This window comes from Clostridium sp. AM33-3, assembly GCF_003480315.1.
GTDB lineage: Bacteria > Bacillota > Clostridia > Lachnospirales > Lachnospiraceae > Brotaphodocola.
This window is the reverse complement of record NZ_QUIV01000036.1, coordinates 1-17194: the sequence shown is the minus strand read 5'-3', so window position 1 is coordinate 17194 and position 17194 is coordinate 1. Positions and strand designations below refer to the sequence as shown.

Sequence of the window (17194 nt, the reverse complement as noted above, 5' to 3'; positions counted from 1 at the left end):
TATTATTGTAGAATAGCCAGTACAGCAGAAGTTCCGGGTACACCATACAGAATAAGCGGCACATTGGAATTTTCCTCGTGCGCGAGCATAGCGCCAGACCGGAGAGCATTGTCTGAGCGTGCAGAGCACGCGAGTTTTGCTCGCAGGTCTGGCAATAAGCGGCGGAGCGCAAGAGGTACAAAATTCCACTCAGTGCCGCGTTTCTTGTATGGTGTGCCCGGAACTTCGGACCTTTGATAGTTATTACTTATATTTTTATTTATCAATCCGGAATCCATAATAAGCATTCATTCCATGCTCATGGATATCCAGTCCATCCAACTGCTCCTGATCCGTGACGCGGAGACCGAAAATTTTATCAATGACCTTGAACACGATAAACATGGTCACGCCGGTCCAGAGGAGAACGGAGCCGACACCGGTGAGCTGTAACAGCAGCTGATGTGTGCCGCCGCCGTAGAAGAGACCGTTGATCTCGCAGGACGGTGCAGAGGTGGTGGCGAAGAGGCCGACTGCGATGGTGCCCCAGAGTCCGTTGCAGAAGTGAACGGCTACAGCACCGACCGGGTCATCGACGCGGATAACGTAATCACAGAACCATACACCGAAGCATACCAGAAGTCCGGATACAACACCTACGAAGAAAGCACCCATGGCATCCATGGTGTCACAGCCGGCGGTGATGCCGACCAGACCGGCCAGGGAAGCATTCAGGCACATGGAGACATCCGGTTTGCCGTATTTGATCCAGGTGAAGATCATACAGGTAACGGTTGCGATAGCCGGTGCAATGGTGGTGGTAGCAAAGATAGAAGCCAGCTGCGGGCCATTGGTTGCGGCAGCACCGTTGAATCCGTACCAGCCAAACCAGAGAATGAAGCATCCAAGAGCACCGATGACAACGTTATGTCCCGGGATTGCGTTCGGGGTGCCGTCCTTGTTGTACTTGCCAAGACGCGGGCCTTCCATCCAGGCACCGATCAGTGCGCTGAAGCCGCCTACCATATGGATGGCGCAGGAGCCTGCAAAATCATGGAAGCCCATTTGTGCCAGCCAGCCGCCGCCCCAGATCCAGTGTGCTTCAATCGGATAAACAACGGCAGAAATAATGCCGGAATAAATACAGTAAGATAAGAAGTTGGTACGTTCTGCCATGGCACCGGAAACGATGGTAGCGGTGGTGGCACAGAATACCAGGTTAAATACAAAGTTAGACCAGTCAAAATTTGCGTAATCGGTGATGATGCCGAGGGTCGGGATTCCGATGAAGCCGCCCAGCGCATCCTCACCGAGTAAAATTCCAAAGCCAAGGAACATAAATACAACAGTTCCGATACAGAAATCCATGAGATTTTTCATGATGATGTTACCGGCATTTTTTGCCCGGGTAAAACCGGTCTCTACCATGGCGAAACCGGCCTGCATGAAGAATACGAATGCCGCGCCGATCAGAAACCAGATGCCAAATACTTCACTTAAGATATTTTCCATAATCGTGACCTCCTTGTGTGTTACAGATCCAGCTTTTTTTGTGACTGCCTGAGAGGCAGAAGAATCCTTTATATATAATAGAAGAAGGAGATAATGGCATCTGCCGTTATCTCCTTCGATAATCACTGGTCTGTATGAAATTTGAAGCGGTGTTCTGCCGGAAGTGGGGGAGTGGCAGAACACAGAAATATCAGAGTGCTTCGTCGCCGCGCTCGCCGGTACGGATTCGTACGGCATCTTCTACATCGTAAACAAAGATTTTACCATCACCGTAATTGCCGGTGGTGATCTGCTCGGTGACCTTACTGATGATTGCCTCTACAATCTCTTCAGCAACAACGGTTTCTACCTTTACTTTAGGGAGAAGATTGACCGTATATTTGGTACCGCGGTACATTTGTGTGTAGCCCTTCTGCGTGCCGTAACCCATAATGTTACTGATCATAAGACCATGTGCGCCGCAGCTGTCCAGAATTCCTTTTAAGTCTTCCAGCTTTTCGGGTTTGATGATGATTTCCAGCTTTTTCATACAACCAGCCTCCTTAACTGTATTTGGGATTTCCATTTATTTCCTATACCGCAGATGCGTGGGGGAGAACAAAGTTATGATTAGAGAAATATATTGATACGTAAAAAAAAGGGCGCTCCGGCTGGTAACCGGAACGCCTTTGTTCTTGCATCTGCGATATAGGAAATAAATATGTGCCTTATTATAGGCAAAGTTTTTTTGATTGTCAAATATATTTTTTTGCGCCATCTTAGCATACTTTTGTCGAAATGTCACAAAAGCAAAAAGAATGCCAAAATATCTTGCAGATTTTAAGAACCCGCACTATAATATACTGTATACAAAGTAATGCAGAAATACAATCGGAGAAAAATAATGATAAAGCATTTGAGCCTTAAGGCATATGGCAAGATCAATCTGGGACTGGATGTGCTGCGCAGACGCGAAGATGGCTATCATGATGTGCGCATGATCATGCAGACGGTCGGCATTTTTGATCGGGTGGATCTGATTTGGAAAGAGGAGCCGGGAATTCAGGTAGAAACAAACCTGTATTATCTTCCTACCAATGAAAACAACCTGGTTTACAAAGCGGCAAAGCTTCTGATGGATGAATTTCAGGTCCAGGAGGGACTGCTGATCCGCCTGCGCAAATTCATTCCGGTGGCGGCCGGTATGGCGGGCGGCAGCAGTGACGCGGCAGCGGTCCTGTTTGGCGTAAATAAGATGTTCCGTCTTGGTCTGACTACGGAAGAACTGATGCAACGTGGCGTAAAGATCGGAGCGGATGTTCCTTATTGTATCTTAAGAGGAACGGCCCTTTCGGAAGGCATCGGCGAGGTCCTGACCAGCCTGCCGCCGGTACCGCAGTGTCAGGTACTGGTGGCTAAGCCGGGGATCAATGTTTCTACGAAGTTTGTATATGAAAATCTCCATGCAAATGATCTGAGGCCGGAACAGCACCCGGATATTGACGGCATGATCCGGGCCATCAAAGCTCAGGATCTGCAGGGAATTGCCGACAAACTGGGCAATGTGCTGGAAACCGTTACCGTAAAGGAATATCCGGTCATTCAGGAGATCAAGGATAAAATGGTGGAATTTGGTGCCATCGGTTCTCTGATGAGCGGCAGCGGTCCAACAGTATTTGGACTTTTCACGAATCCCAAGGCGGCTCAGCAGGCATATGAAGAGCTGCGCTACGGCGAGTCATCAGGACTGGCCAAACAGGTTTACCTGACAAATTTTTACAATCAGAAAGAGGAAAACAATCATGGAAAACAAGCTTAAGGTAAATATGAATGAATATCTTCCGCTGCGCGATGTCGTGTTTAACACCCTGCGTCAGGCAATTTTAAAGGGCGAGCTGGAGCCAGGCGAGCGTTTGATGGAAATTCAGCTTGCAGATCGTCTGGGTGTCAGCCGTACCCCGATCCGTGAGGCCATCCGCAAACTGGAACTGGAAGGCCTGGTCCTCATGATTCCGCGCAAGGGCGCTGAGGTTGCCAAGATTTCCGAGAAGAGCCTGCGTGATGTACTGGAGGTACGCCGCTCCCTGGAAGAGCTTGCTATTGAGCTTGCTTGCCAGCGAATGACCGAGAGTGACATCAAAGAGCTGGAGGAAGCACAGGAAGCATTCCGCGAAGCCATCCATAGTGCTGATGCCATGACCATTGCAGAGACCGATGAGCATTACCATGATATCATTTACAATGGAACCGGCAATAACCGCCTGGTACAGATCTTAAACAATCTGCGAGAGCAGATGTACCGCTACCGTTTGGAATACATCAAGGATGCAGACAAGCGTCAGATCCTGGTGGTGGAGCATGACTACATTCTGAAAGCAATCCGCTCCAGACATGTGGCAGAGGCAAAAAAAGCCATCCGCGAGCACATCGATAATCAGGAGATTACTGTATCAAAGAATATCAAAGAGCAGCAGTAAAAATATGCCGCCCGCCGTACACGGCGTGGCGGCATATTTTGAAAGAGAGGAAAACGCGTGGGAAAAATAGCACTTCTGGTGTCCAGGGAGGAGATGATCCACCAGGCCCATAACATTTTGCAGGAGAAAAAATTTGAGATCCAGGAAATGCGGGTGATCCACACCGGGGATACGGTTATGGAGGCACGCCGATCCATTGCGGACGGGGCAACCATCATCATTGCCCGTGGCCTGCAGGCATCCATCATCAAGCAGTACACTGACACACCGGTAGTTGAGATTGTTCTGACGGCGCAGGAGATGGCGCTTCTTATCATGCGTGCGAAGCAGATTGCCGGAAAGGAAAAGCCGGTGGTTGCAGTGGTTGGTTTCCGCAATATGTTTTGCGATATGTCTTATTTCGATGAACTTTATAACATCGAGCTGAAAACCTACTTCGCGGATCAGGGGGCTGAGCTTCCTGTGGTTGTGCGCCGGGCTATTTCCGAGGGCGCGGATGTGGTGATCGGCGGCGATACGGCAGTTTCGATTGCGACGGAGGCGGGTGTCCCTTCCCTCTTCCTTTCCATGACAGAGGATTCCATGCGCCAGGCTTTCTCCATGGCAGAAAACATGGAATATGCCATGAATGTGGAGAAAAAGACCGCGGCACAGCTGGAAACCCTTTTGGATTACTCTTACAGTGGTGTGATCCGTCTGGACGGAAATGGCGAGATCACGGCGGTCAATCCGCTGATGGAGGATATGGTTGGCAAAACAGAAGCGGAACTGAAGGGGGAAAACATCCGTAAGGCAGCTCCGATGATCGGAGAAGAGGCATGGAAGCGGGTCTTTGAAAAGGGAGAGGATTATTCCCTGTTTTTTGAGTGGAATGGGACTCCTATTTTTGCGGTATTGGCTCCGGTCCTTTATGAGGCCAGGGTTGATGGCGCGATCATCACCTGCCATAAAATGAAGAAAAAAACAGTAACGCCGGAAAGATCCAGGGGTGGCCAGAATCGGGAAAACAACCGGGTACTGCCGCCGCTGGTACAGTTTGAGGATATTTTGCAGAAATCTACGGCCATGCAGGAATGTATTCGCAAGGCGAATCTGTACGCATTGTCCGAGCATCCGGTGGTGCTGATCGGAGAGCCGGGAACGGAGAAACGGATGCTGGCAGAAAGCATCCACAACAGCAGTATCCGCGCCCATGGCCCCTTTCTGGATGTCCCTTGTGAGGGCTTATCCGGGGAAGAACAGAAAAATATGATCTTCGGAAACCGGGGGGCAGTGCTGCAGGTGCAGGGGGGAACGCTTTTACTTCGTGATGTGGAGGAATTGACGGCAGCTAATCAGTACCGGCTGTATCAGCTGATCCGGTTTTGCGTCTGCCATGGTGCGGATATCGCAAGCCTGCGGAAGGTGGATGTGCGGGTCATGGTAACCATTGGCTGTCCGCTTTCCGAACTGATGGCAAGGCAGAAAATCAGTCCGGATCTTTATTACCTGCTTTCCGGACTGGAATTGTTTGTACCACCTTTGAGAGAGCGGCGGGAAGATCTTCTGGAGAAGATTGAGAATACGATCCATGACTGCTGTGAACATTACTCCCGCTATCATGTGCTGACGAAAGGGGCTATGGAAGTGATGCTGGATTATCCCTGGAAGGGCAATCTGTTCCAGATCGAAAGCTTCTGTGAGCGTCTGATCCTGATGGCAGGCAAGCGTTCCATTGATGAGGTGGCAGTCCGCAGACTTTTGGCGGAACTGTATCCGGAGCGGATCCTGGGAAACGGGCAGGGAACTGAAAACTGTGATGCGGCAAGACCGTTTGCTATGAACGAAAACGGCAGCGATACTTTGCCGGATGAGGCAGTAACAATTCGGGAGCTGCTGCACAAGTTCAGCGGCAGCCGCGAGAAAACTGCCCAGGCCATGGGTATCAGCAAGGCAACGCTGTGGCGGCATATGAAAAAATATGGGATTGAAAAAGACAGATGAAAAAAGAAATCAAAAAAGCATAAAAAAACGCTGATTTTCTCTGCCAATGAAATAAAAAGAAATATATATGAATTAAAATGAAAATGATATGAAATAAAATTGCAAAAATATCACATTTGCATTATTTTAAACCTCGAATTTGGACATTCTGCCCATTGTTTGATACACCGCGTTTGATTATAATGCAGACATAAGCTGATAGCGAGGGAGCCGCAAGGCAAAACTCCTGTCAGGGAAACCAAAAGAAGTTTTACTTTTTTAAAGAAAGAGAGGAATTCAAAATGAAAATTGGATTTATCGGATTAGGTATCATGGGAAGACCGATGGCAAAGAACCTGGTTAAAGCAGGTCACGAGCTGGTTGTTTTCGATTTCAATAAAGATGCAGTAGCAGACCTGGTATCCTGCGGTGCAACCGCAGCAGAGAGCAACAAGGACCTGGCAGCTCAGGTTGACGTTGTTATCACCATGGTTCCGAACTCCCCGCACGTAAGAGCAGCAGTTCTGGGCGAGAACGGTGTTGTTGAGGGTGCAAAAGAGGGTCTTGTTGTAATCGACATGAGCTCTATCGACCCAACCGAGAGCAAGGCAATCGGCGCTGAGCTGGCTAAGCACGGCATCGACATGCTGGACTGCCCGGTATCCGGTGGTGAGCCGAAAGCAATCGACGGTACCCTTTCCGTTATGTGCGGCGGTAAGAAAGAGCTGTTCGACAAGTACTATGACATGCTGATGGTTATGGCTGGTTCTGTAGTTTACGTTGGTGACCTTGGTTCCGGTAACGTAGCTAAGCTGGCTAACCAGATGGTAGTAGCTATCAACATCGCAGCTGTAGCTGAGGCTCTGACCTTCGCTAAGAAAGCTGGCACCGATCCTGAGTTAGTATACCAGGCAATCCGCGGTGGTCTGGCTGGATCTACCGTTATGGATGCTAAGGCTCCGATGATGTTAGCTGGCAACTACAAGCCGGGCTTCCGTATCGAGCTTCACATCAAAGACCTGAACAACGCTCTGAACGCAGCTCATGCAATCAGCTCTCCGGCTCCGTTAACCGCTGAGATGATGGAGATCATGCAGTTCTTAAGATCTGAGGGATGCGACAAAGACGATCACTCCAGCATCGTTAAGTACTACGAGAAGATTTCTGGTACCAGCATCGTTAAATAAGTTTAACGCATCAATCATATAAAATAAGTTATTATACACTGCTGCTTACGGGTCCGTGGGCAGCAGTGTGTCAGATAAGGCGTCATGTGCGCTGGAAGGAGATAGTATGAATACAGATTTTATTAAGGGCGTAGTTGTCCCGATGATCACCCCGATCGACAAAGATGAGCTGATCGACGAGGCTGCGATCCGCAGTCAGGTTGATTATGTAATCGATGGCGGCGTAAGCGGCATCCTGTTATTCGGCAGCAACGGTGAGTTCTATGTAGTAGAAGAGGACGAGATGGAGAGAGGCTTAAAGATCGTTGTAGATCAGGCCGCTGGACGTGTTCCGGTATACTTCGGTATCGGTGCGATCAGCACCAAGAAGTGCATCCGTCTTGCAAAGATGGCAGTAGCAAACGGCGCAGCAAGCGTATCTGTTCTGCAGCCGATGTTCTTAAAGCCAACTGAGACCGAGCTGTTCACTCACTTCAAAGCAATCGCAGACGCAATTCCGGAGACTCCGGTACTGCTTTACAACAATCCGGGACGTGTAGGCTACACTCTTTCCGCTAATCTGGTTGACAGACTGGCTCATGAGGTTCCGAACATCGTAGGTATGAAGGATACCAGCGGTGATATCACCCAGACCTCTGAGTTCATCCGCAGAAACAGAGACGTGAACTTCAAGGTATTCGGCGGCAAGGATACTCTGCTGTATGCTTCCATGTGCCACGGCGCAGTAGGTGGTGTATGTACCGCAGCAAACTTCATGCCGGAGCTGATCACTGACGTATACAACAAGTATGTTGCCGGTGATCTTCAGGGTTCCCTTGAGGCTCAGTTCAAATTAAATCCGGTACGTCTGTCCATGGACGGCGCAAGCTTCCCGGTAGCAGCAAAGGATATGGCTAACTTACGCGGCCGCAACATCGGTGTTCCGTATACCCCGAACCTGGCTACTCCGGAGGGACCGGTATTAGACAAGATCAAAGCTGAGATGACCAAGGCTGGCCTGCTCTAATTTCTGATTTTAACTGAATAATAAACGAAAATACCATTACGGCATTAATGATGGACCGGCGATTCTTCTGGAATGCCGGTCCATTTTCTGTTATAATGAATAAGATTGCAAAGTATAGATTCCACTATATAAAAGGAGGACTTTATGAAATTACTGTTTGCTTCCGATTCTTTTAAGGGAACTTTATCTTCTGACCAGATCATCAAGCTGTTAAATGAGTCTGCACAGCGTATTTTCCCGGGCTGTGAGACGGTTGGTGTTCCGGTTGCAGACGGCGGTGAGGGAACCGTTGACGCTGTTATCGCTGTTACCAAGGGTGATTACCGCAAGGTGAAAGTTCATGGACCGCTCATGGAGGAGACTGAGGCTTCCTACGGTGTGTTCCATGGCGACTCTGCTATCATCGAGATGGCAGCAGCTTCCGGACTTCCGATGGTTCCGACTGAGAAGAGAAATCCGTTAAATACCACAAGCTATGGCACCGGCGAGCTGATCAAAGATGCTCTGGACAACGGTTACCGCAAGCTTTCCATCGCAATTGGCGGCAGTGCTACCAACGATGGCGGTATGGGTGCTATGAGCGCACTGGGCGTTCGTTTCCTGGATGCACAGGGCAATGTGCTGACCGGTGTTGGCTCTGATCTGGAAAAGGTTGCTGATATCGATATGAGCGGCCTGCATCCGGCAGTGACTGAGGCTGAGATTACCGTTATGTGCGATGTTACCAACCCGCTGACCGGACCGGACGGCGCAACCTATACCTTTGGCAAGCAGAAGGGCGGTACCCCGGAAATCCTGGACCGTCTGGAAGCAGGTATGAAGAACTATGCGGCTGTGATGCGCGCAAAGGGCATGGATGTTGAGAACAAAGAAGGCGCAGGCGCAGCAGGCGGCCTGGGCGCAGCTCTGTGTGGCTTCTTAAAGGCAAACTTAAAATCCGGTATCGAGACCGTGCTGGATCTGATCAATTTCAATGGCCTGTTAGAGGGTACGGATCTGGTTGTAACCGGTGAAGGCCGCATTGACTGGCAGTCCGCATTCGGTAAGGTACCGAGCGGCATTGGTATGCGCTGCAAGGCAAAAGGCGTTCCGGCTGTTGCGATTGTAGGCGGCATGGGCAACGGTGCAGAGAAAATCTACGATTTTGGCGTAGAGAGCATCATTCCTACCATCAACGGTGCTATGGATATTGAAGAGGCTCTGGAGCGTGCAGAGGAGCTTTACGCAAACGCTGCAGACAGAACCTTCCGCATGATCCGTGTAGGCATGCAGATGAAATAAAATAAATACAGAAGCCGGAAGATTCAGGCTTGTGTGTGGCCGGTCACTTGCTGACCGGCCATATTTATGAGATTGACAGAAGAGGGGAGCGACACAATGGACATCAGTAACTTATGGACCCTGCAGGTCATGATGTTTTTGCTGGTGGCTGCAGGGGCAGTTTTAAAAAGTACGGGAATTTTGAAGGATGATGCCAAAGGGATCTTAACGGATCTGGTTCTGTATTTTTTTCTGCCCTGCAATATCATCAATTCTTTCCGGATGGAATTTAATCTGGATATTTTAAGAAAGTTTGCGGTTGTGCTGGCAATTTCCCTGCTGGTGCAGCTGGTATGTTATATTCTCAGCAAAGTTCTTTATAACCATAAAACGAAGGAAGTGAAACGTGTTATGCAGTACTGCACCATCGTTTCCAACTCCGGTTTTCTGGGACTGCCGATCGCTCAGGGCATTTATGGCGCGGAAGGCATGATGTACGCGTCCATTTTTATTATCCCGATGCGCGTGATGATGTGGTCTGCAGGCATTGCCTGCTTTACTGAAAGTCCGGATATGAAGAGTGTTGTGAAGAAGCTGGTTGTACATCCGTGTATTGTGGCTGTTTATATAGGACTGGGCCTGATGATCTTCCAGGCTCCGTTAAATCAGCTGTACAATGCGGTGTTAAACTGCGGCATCCCGCTGGTGCCGGATCTTGTAAAGGTGTTTTTCGGTGCGCTGGATAAGGGTGTGCGCTCTGCAGGCGGCTGTACCACAGCCATGACCATGGTGCTGATCGGAATGATGTTTTCCGGTATGTCTCTGCGCAGCATGCTGGATGGCAATACCCTGTTTATCTCTGCGCTGCGTCTGGCGATTCTGCCGGCGCTGCTGCTTGCGGCCTGCCGTCTGGTGGGAATCGATCCGTTTCTGACCGGTGTCTGTCTGCTGATCACGGGGATGCCGGCAGGAAGTACTTCTGCGATCCTGGCAGCAAAATATGGATGTGACTATACGTTTGCAACCAAATGTATCGTCGTATCCACTCTGCTCTCCCTGGTCACCATCCCACTCTGGGCTATGATCCTGGGATAAATCTGATCATAAAAGAGAAAGGTTCATGAAAATCCTGAGCTGGTTTTCATGAACCTTTTTTCATTTTATATGACAGGAAATTGCGTCCTGTGAAAAAAAGCATATTCTCATTTGGGTCATTTAAATAAACCGGTCTTGCAGGTTCTGACCGTAGCGTTTGGCCAGGCGGATGAGATAGCGGTGTGCTTCGCTCAGGCTTGTATCCTTTCGACGGGCGAAGCATACCTGCCACCTGGGGCGGCCCTGCAGCTTAAACCATGCACAGTCAGCGCTGTAGGGGCTGTTCAGCATTCGGGAATACGGAAGAATGGTACAGCAGAAGCCCTTGCTTACAAGCTGGATCAGCGCATGGTTCATGGCGGTTTCAATGAGGATCTGCGGCTTGTAGCCAGCCTGCTGGAACAGCGGATCAACCAGCTGGCGCATGGTGGAGCTGCTAAAGATCAGAGAAAATTTACTGTCATGGAACCGTCTGAGATCTGTGGTGGCCAGTGGCATGCCAAAGGGATTGGCCCGCGCGGCTTCCGGATGGTTTTTCGGTATACCCAGGATAAGGTCTTCTTCAAACAGTGTGATGTACTCCAGATTGATCCGGGCTGATTCCAGAAGCATGACCAAGCCCAGGTCCAGCTGCCCGGAGAGCAGCAGCTCGTTCTGCCTGGCCACGATTGCCTCCGTCAGAGCAAAGGTAATGCCGGGATAGCGCTGGTTAAAAGCGGTAAAGACTGAAGTGAACAGGTCGATGCCGTGCTCGTGGGTAAGCCCCAGGCTAATCTCACCGGTGGCCTCTTTTTTCAGATCACCGAGCTCTGTGTAGGTGTTTCGTTTGATTTTTAAAATCTCGATGGCATTTTTGACATAGATCTCTCCGGCTTTTGTAGGGCGCAGAAAATGCTTGTTCCGGTCAAAAAGCGGCAGTCCCAGCTCCTTTTCCAGCTTGATGAGCTGCTGATTTAGCCCGGACTGGGAAATAAACAGAGTTTCTGCTGCTTTTGAGATACTCTTGTTTTCAGCAATCGCCACAATATATTCCAGCTGTCGAAAATCCATAACTTCCTCCTATTGGTAATAATAATCAAAAACCTATGCTTATTTCTTCATAAAAGCGAATCTTTTTGTGAAAAAAGCATGAACTGGTAAGAAGTATTACTTCTTATTAATAGAAAACAATGTAATTTTACTTCTGATTATACCACGGATATAATGATAACACAAAACAAAAAGCTTTTTGAAACGGAGCAGTGATCCGGGGCGCTGGATCATCTGCGCAAACTTACATGAAGGAGTGGGGTACTATGAAACAAATCAAATGGCTCGAAAAAAACTTTGAGCTCATGATTCTTGCCATCATGCTGGTGGTCATGAGCTGTCTGTCATTTGCCAATGTCATCATGCGTTATTGTTTCCACAATGCGCTGAGCTGGTCAGATGAGGTGTGCTGTTACTGTCTGGCACTTTCTGCTTTCTTTTCCCTGCCATGCGCTGTGCGCCTGGGAGTAAGCATTAAGGTGGATACGTTTACATCCATGATCTCAAAGTCTGTACAGAGGGTTCTCGGACTGATCTGTGATGTGGTCATGGTCGTATTTTTATGCTGGCTTTTAAAGGGAACTGCAGAGATCATTACCAATGCGGCAGCAGTAAACCAGGCAAGTCCGGCTCTTGGAATTCCGATCGCCAATGTGTATAGTGCGATGGCATTTGGTATTTTCCTTGGCATTCTGCGTTATATCCAGCTGATTTACAAGGTAGTGACAAAGAAGACAGAAAAGGAGGACAAATAAATGGCAATCGGTTTATTTTTCCTGATCCTGGCAATTCTGCTGGCAGTAGCAATGCCGGTCGGCGGCGTGTTCGGCCTGATGGCCATGCTGCCAAATCTGTTAAATTCCAGCTTCTCCTATGCTGCAGGCGATGTGGCCCGCGGCATGTTTGCAGGCTTAAACAGCTTTACTCTGCTGGCAGTACCGCTGTTCATGGTATCCGGTATGATCATGGCACAGGGTGGTATTTCTGAAAAGCTGTTCAATTTCTTCGGATATTTTATCGGCAATAAAACAGCCGGTTTCCCGTGCGCAGTTATTGTAACCTGTATGTTCTACGCAGCAATTTCCGGCTCCGCACCGGCAACGGTATCTGCAGTCGGCGCCATGACCATCCCGTTCCTGGTAGAGATGGGCTACGATATGGTATTCGCTACCTCGATCGTAACGGTAGCCGGCGGCCTGGGTGTTATCATCCCGCCGAGTATTTCCTATATTGTATATGCAGCCGCAGCCAATGCATCACCGTCTAAGCTGTTTATTGCCGGTATTTTTCCGGGACTCCTGATCGGCTTTGCCCTGATGCTTTACAGCTTCTATTACTGCAAAAAGCATGGTGAGGATAAAGAGAAGCTGTTAAAGAGCTACAAAGAAATCCGTGCAAAAGGCTTCTGGCCATTATTGAAAGAAAGCTTCTTCGCCCTGATGACTCCGGTCATCATCCTGGGTACGATTTACTCCGGTGTCTGCAGCCCGACTGAGTCCGCTGTTATCAGTGTATTCTACGGCCTGTTTGTATGTATCTTCGTTTACAAGACCATCAACATCCGCAACATCGGTAAGGTGTTCATGGAGGGTGCAAAAACCTACGTCAACATCCTGTTTGTTATCGCAGCGGCTTCCGCATTCGCAAAGTGTCTGACTCTGCTGCGTTACCCGCAGACTATCAGTGAGTCTGTGCTGGCTATTTCTGATAATAAGATTGTGATCCTTCTGATCATGAACCTGATCATGCTGGTTTGCGGTATGATCATCGATAACATCCCGAACATCATGATCTTAACCCCGATCATGGTTCCGATCGCAACCGCGGCAGGAATTGATCCGGTACACTTTGGTATCATCATGACCTGTAACCTGGCAATCGGTATGGTAACTCCGCCGATGGGCATCAACCTGTTTGTGGCATCCGGCATGACCAAGATCCCAATGTTGAAGCTGGCGAAGGCCTGCATGCCATACATTGCGGCATTCCTGATTTCCCTGGGAATGATCACCTACATCCCGCAGATCTCCATGGGACTTCCGACCCTGCTTTCCGGTGAGGAGACCAAGGCGGTTGCGGCAAATAAGGGTGGTGGTACCGGAACAGGCAGTGCAGACAGCGGTGACTATGGCGCTGACATTCCGGCACTGGATCCGTCTGAAATTGATGGCGAGTATCACTGGACTGCAGCCATGACGGTAGCAGATACCTCCATCAACTACATGATGGTAGATAAATTTGCAGAGCTGGTAAATGAGAAGTCCGGCGGCAAGATCAGCGTAGATATTTATCCGGGCGGTCAGTTAGGAAACACCACGGAGTTCACCGAGGCAGTCATTGGAGGCTCCATCGACATCGGAACCGGTATGACTACCGATCTGGTAGACTTTATCCCGCAGTTCGCGGTGTTCGATATGCCGAACCTGTTTGATAATACTGCACAGATGCGAGCTGTACTGCAGAGTGATTTTGTAGATGTTATCAACGACTACTGCAACGCAGGCGGCATTCAGATGTTAGGTTACTCTGACGCAGGCTTCCGTGTGCTCACCACCAACAAGGAGACACACTCCCTGGCAGATTTAAAGGGCCAAAAGATCCGCGTTATGACCAATAAGTATCACATTGCTTACTGGAATGCAGTAGGCGCAGCAGCAACTCCGATGCAGTTTACCGAGGTATTCATGGGACTTCAGCAGGGTACTATTGACGGTCAGGAAAACCCGTACATGAACATTGTCGGCAACAATGTTCAGGAGGTTCAGAAGTACGTGGTAGAGACCAATCATCTGGGTCATATCATTACCTTCTATATGAACTCTGACCTTTACAACGGACTGCCGGATAATGTAAGAGAACTGGTAGATGCTTGCGCAAAGGCAGCAACTCAGTATGGCAATGACCGCGCAGATGAGAGCATTGCTGAGTACAAGAAGACCTGTGAGGATGCAGGCTGCCAGATCATCACCCTGGATGATTCCGTACTGGCAGAGCTTCGTGACAAGGCACAGGTTGTATACGACATGGTTCGTGAGGATCTGGGCAATGAGATCGTAGACAAGCTGCTTGCAGCAGTTGATACCGTAAGAGAGACGGTAGTAGATGAGACAACTCTGGGTGATGAGATTACCGCGGTGGATCCGGCAGATATTGACGGTGAATATCACTGGACTGCAGCGATGACAGTAGCTGATACTTCCATCAACTATATGATGGTAGATAAATTTGCAGAACTCATCAATGAGAAATCCGGCGGCAAGATCAGCGTGGATATTTATCCGGGCGGCCAGTTAGGAAATACAACAGAGTTCACTGAGGCAGTCATCGGCGGTTCCATCGATATCGGAACCGGTATGAGCACCGACCTGGTAGACTTTATTCCGCAGTTTGCGGTATTTGATATGCCGAACCTGTTTGACAATACCGCACAGATGCGTTCCGTACTTCGCGGTGATTTCGTAAATGTCATGAATAAGTACTGCAACGCAGGCGGTATCCAGATGTTAGGTTACTCGGACGCAGGCTTCCGTGAGCTGACTACCAATAAGGAAACTCACACCCTGGCAGACTTAAAGGGTCAGAAGATCCGCGTTATGACGAACAAGTATCATATCGCATACTGGAATGCGTTAGGCGCAGCTGCAACCCCAATGCAGTTCACCGAGGTATTCATGGGTCTGCAGCAAGGTACCATTGATGGACAGGAAAACCCGTACATGAACATTGTCGGCAACAATGTGCAGGAGGTTCAGAAGTACGTGGTAGAAACCAATCATCTTGGTCACATCATTACCTTCTATATGAATAAGGATCTGTACGGAAGTCTTCCGGAGAATGTAAAGACTCTGGTCGATGAATGTGCGGTAGCGGCAACCAAGTACGGCAACTCCAAAGCCGATGAGAGCATTAAGGGCTACAAGAAGACCTGTGAGGACGCAGGCTGTCAGATCATCACCCTGGATGATTCTGTATTGGCAGAACTTCGCGAGAAGGCAGAGCCGGTATATGAGATGGTCAGAGAGGATCTTGGTGATGAGATTGTAAACCAGCTCTTTGATGCGATTAACGCAGCAAAGCAGTAAGCTGGCGCCTGAAATGCGGCCAGGCAATCATAAAACACGATCAAAAGCGATGAAAATAAATAAGGAGTAAAAAGTTCAATGGGAGCATTTGTAATCAAAGGCGGAGAGATTTATGATCCGGCTGCACAGAAATGGGAGAAGAAGGATATTGCGATAGAAAACGGAATGATTATTTCCGGCATGCCTTCCGGAGAGTACCAGGTAGTGGATGCATCCGGATGCAAGGTCACGACCGGCTGGATTGATTATCACGTGCATTACTTTAATCATGGAACAGAAAACGGCATCAACCCGGATGCAGCGTCATTCCCCTGCGGTGTTACCACCGCAGTGGATGGCGGAAGCACCGGAGCGGCAAATTATGAGATGTACCGGAAAAGTGCCATGGCCTACAGTGATGTCCGGATCTTAAACATGCTCCTTGTAGGAAGCGGCGGTCAGGTAACAGACCGCTATCCGGAGCATCTGGAAAAGAAATATTTTGATATTCCCAAGATCAAAAAGCTTTTCCGGGAGTATCCTGATAATCTGGTAGGCTTAAAGAGCCGTATGTCTGTGGGCATCATTGCCCCGGAGGACGCAGAAGAATCCATCCGTGCCACTGTGGAGCTGGCAGGGGAGCTGGGCTGCAACGTATCTGTTCATGTTACCAATCCGGTAATGGATTTAGAGAAGCTGGCAGGAATTCTCCGTAAAGATGATATGATCTGTCATATTTATCAGGGAAAAGGAAAAGAGACCTGCCTGGATGCGGATGGAAAGGTCCGTGAGGGACTGTTGAAAGCCAGAGAGCGCGGCGTACTGTTTGACGCCAGCAACGGCTGCAACAACTTTGATCTGGAGATTGCGCAGAAAGCAGTCGCCCAGGGCTTCAAACCGGACATTATCAGCTCAGATATCAACACCTCCGGTTTCTTCTTACAGCCGCTTCACAGCCTGCCGAGAATCATGAGCAAGTACCTTGACTTCGGTATGAGCCTCAGTGAGGTATTAGATACCGTAACCCGCGTTCCGGCCAGACTGGTGCACCGTGAGAGCCTTGCATCCATGGCACCGGGAACAGAGGCAGATCTGGTAATCTTCAAAGTCAAAGAAAAAGAGGTACCTTACAGCGACCGTACCGGTCACACCTTCACCGGTCATCAGGTAATCGTGCCGCAGCTGACCATGAAAGACGGAGTGATTATGTACTGCCAGGCAGATTTTATGTAACGAATTGCAATTATAGGACGGAACGAATAAAGGTCCGGAAGAGAAAGAGACCGCCTTCCTCTATTTTCACATATCGTTGTTTGCTTGCTCTCACAACACGCGTTCGCCTGCATCGGACTCCATCCGCTGCATTCGTACACGTGTGTTCAAGATGCAAACACCTGATATGCTGAAAATCCCGGAAGGCGGTCTCATTCACTTCCTGCTGCATTGACTCCACTGCAAAAAATAACTGAATCCTATATTAACTCTGTCATAAAGAATAAAACGCAGCCAGAACGCTATTATAAAAAGCCGGATTACAGGCTTTTCATCAGCAACGTTCTGGCTGCGTTTATTATTATCGTAGAATAGCCAGTACAGCAGAAGTTCCGGGCACACCATACAGAATAAGCGGCACATTGGAATTTTCCT

11 protein-coding genes and 2 pseudogenes are annotated in these 17194 nt (G+C 49.1%); 10 read left to right on the top strand and 3 right to left on the bottom strand.

Annotated elements, in window-relative coordinates; genetic code table 11:
* Positions 1–276: 276 nt before the first annotated feature.
* Together DW819_RS14745 and DW819_RS14740 are read right to left on the bottom strand one after the other, a co-directional pair.
* Positions 277–1491: pseudogene (locus DW819_RS14745) on the bottom strand (ammonium transporter); the annotation flags it as partial.
* 190 nt (positions 1492–1681) lie between these two features.
* Positions 1682–2020, bottom strand: coding sequence for a P-II family nitrogen regulator (locus DW819_RS14740; RefSeq protein WP_118733887.1), 339 nt, complete (start codon positions 2018–2020; stop codon positions 1682–1684).
* Positions 2021–2374: 354 nt separating this feature from the next.
* Here DW819_RS14740 and ispE point away from each other — a divergent pair, with 354 nt between their 5' ends.
* From ispE to DW819_RS14705, 7 genes and pseudogenes are all read left to right on the top strand, one after another.
* A complete protein-coding gene (gene ispE / locus DW819_RS14735) occupies positions 2375–3289 on the top strand; it encodes a 4-(cytidine 5'-diphospho)-2-C-methyl-D-erythritol kinase (protein WP_118733886.1) in 915 nt (304 codons plus the stop codon).
* Complete coding sequence (locus DW819_RS14730) at positions 3273–3947, top strand: GntR family transcriptional regulator (protein ID WP_118733885.1); 675 nt, start codon at positions 3273–3275, stop codon at positions 3945–3947. The genes ispE and DW819_RS14730 overlap by 17 nt, the downstream gene beginning before the upstream one ends.
* A 57-nt stretch (positions 3948–4004) precedes the next feature.
* Positions 4005–5930: a PrpR N-terminal domain-containing protein gene (locus DW819_RS14725; protein ID WP_118733884.1), complete on the top strand. Its 1926-nt coding sequence runs from the start codon at positions 4005–4007 to the stop codon at positions 5928–5930.
* 263 nt (positions 5931–6193) lie between these two features.
* Positions 6194–7096 (top strand): annotated as a pseudogene (gene garR, locus DW819_RS14720) (2-hydroxy-3-oxopropionate reductase); the annotation flags it as partial.
* A gap of 106 nt (positions 7097–7202) precedes the next feature.
* Complete coding sequence (locus tag DW819_RS14715; protein WP_118733883.1) at positions 7203–8102, top strand: dihydrodipicolinate synthase family protein; 900 nt, start codon at positions 7203–7205, stop codon at positions 8100–8102.
* A 144-nt stretch (positions 8103–8246) separates the two neighbouring features.
* Positions 8247–9383, top strand: a complete 1137-nt coding sequence (locus tag DW819_RS14710) for a glycerate kinase (protein WP_118733882.1) — start codon at positions 8247–8249, stop codon at positions 9381–9383.
* 96 nt (positions 9384–9479) lie between these two features.
* On the top strand, positions 9480–10457 hold the full coding sequence (locus tag DW819_RS14705; protein ID WP_182432675.1) for an AEC family transporter: 978 nt from the start codon (positions 9480–9482) through the stop codon (positions 10455–10457).
* 120 nt (positions 10458–10577) lie between these two features.
* Here DW819_RS14705 and DW819_RS14700 read toward each other — a convergent pair whose 3' ends face one another.
* Positions 10578–11507 carry a LysR family transcriptional regulator gene (locus DW819_RS14700; RefSeq protein WP_118733880.1) on the bottom strand — a complete coding sequence of 310 codons (930 nt, stop codon included), beginning with the start codon at positions 11505–11507 and terminating at the stop codon, positions 10578–10580.
* Positions 11508–11752: 245 nt separating this feature from the next.
* On the opposite strand from DW819_RS14700, the gene DW819_RS14695 reads away from it, so the two are divergent.
* The 3 genes from DW819_RS14695 (at position 11753) to DW819_RS14685 (ending at position 16780) form a co-directional block, all read left to right on the top strand.
* Positions 11753–12241 carry a TRAP transporter small permease gene (locus tag DW819_RS14695; RefSeq protein WP_118733879.1) on the top strand — a complete coding sequence of 163 codons (489 nt, stop codon included), beginning with the start codon at positions 11753–11755 and terminating at the stop codon, positions 12239–12241.
* Positions 12242–15568, top strand: a complete 3327-nt coding sequence (gene dctP / locus DW819_RS16155) for a TRAP transporter substrate-binding protein DctP (protein WP_347560215.1) — start codon at positions 12242–12244, stop codon at positions 15566–15568. It abuts the gene before it with no gap.
* Between the two features lie 78 nt (positions 15569–15646).
* Positions 15647–16780, top strand: a complete 1134-nt coding sequence (locus DW819_RS14685; protein ID WP_118733878.1) for a metallo-dependent hydrolase — start codon at positions 15647–15649, stop codon at positions 16778–16780.
* Positions 16781–17194 lie beyond the last annotated feature (414 nt).

What these genes read in the sequence shown, in the direction of transcription:
- DW819_RS14740 (WP_118733887.1), bottom strand. Translation starts at nt 2,020, where the DNA reads ATGAAAAAGCTGGAAATCATCATCAAACCCGAAAAGCTGGAAGACTTA.
- ispE (WP_118733886.1), top strand. Translation starts at nt 2,375, where the DNA reads ATGATAAAGCATTTGAGCCTTAAGGCATATGGCAAGATCAATCTGGGA.
- DW819_RS14730 (WP_118733885.1), top strand. Translation starts at nt 3,273, where the DNA reads ATGGAAAACAAGCTTAAGGTAAATATGAATGAATATCTTCCGCTGCGC.
- DW819_RS14715 (WP_118733883.1), top strand. Translation starts at nt 7,203, where the DNA reads ATGAATACAGATTTTATTAAGGGCGTAGTTGTCCCGATGATCACCCCG.
- DW819_RS14710 (WP_118733882.1), top strand. Translation starts at nt 8,247, where the DNA reads ATGAAATTACTGTTTGCTTCCGATTCTTTTAAGGGAACTTTATCTTCT.
- DW819_RS14705 (WP_182432675.1), top strand. Translation starts at nt 9,480, where the DNA reads ATGGACATCAGTAACTTATGGACCCTGCAGGTCATGATGTTTTTGCTG.
- DW819_RS14700 (WP_118733880.1), bottom strand. Translation starts at nt 11,507, where the DNA reads ATGGATTTTCGACAGCTGGAATATATTGTGGCGATTGCTGAAAACAAG.
- DW819_RS14695 (WP_118733879.1), top strand. Translation starts at nt 11,753, where the DNA reads ATGAAACAAATCAAATGGCTCGAAAAAAACTTTGAGCTCATGATTCTT.
- dctP (WP_347560215.1), top strand. Translation starts at nt 12,242, where the DNA reads ATGGCAATCGGTTTATTTTTCCTGATCCTGGCAATTCTGCTGGCAGTA.
- DW819_RS14685 (WP_118733878.1), top strand. Translation starts at nt 15,647, where the DNA reads ATGGGAGCATTTGTAATCAAAGGCGGAGAGATTTATGATCCGGCTGCA.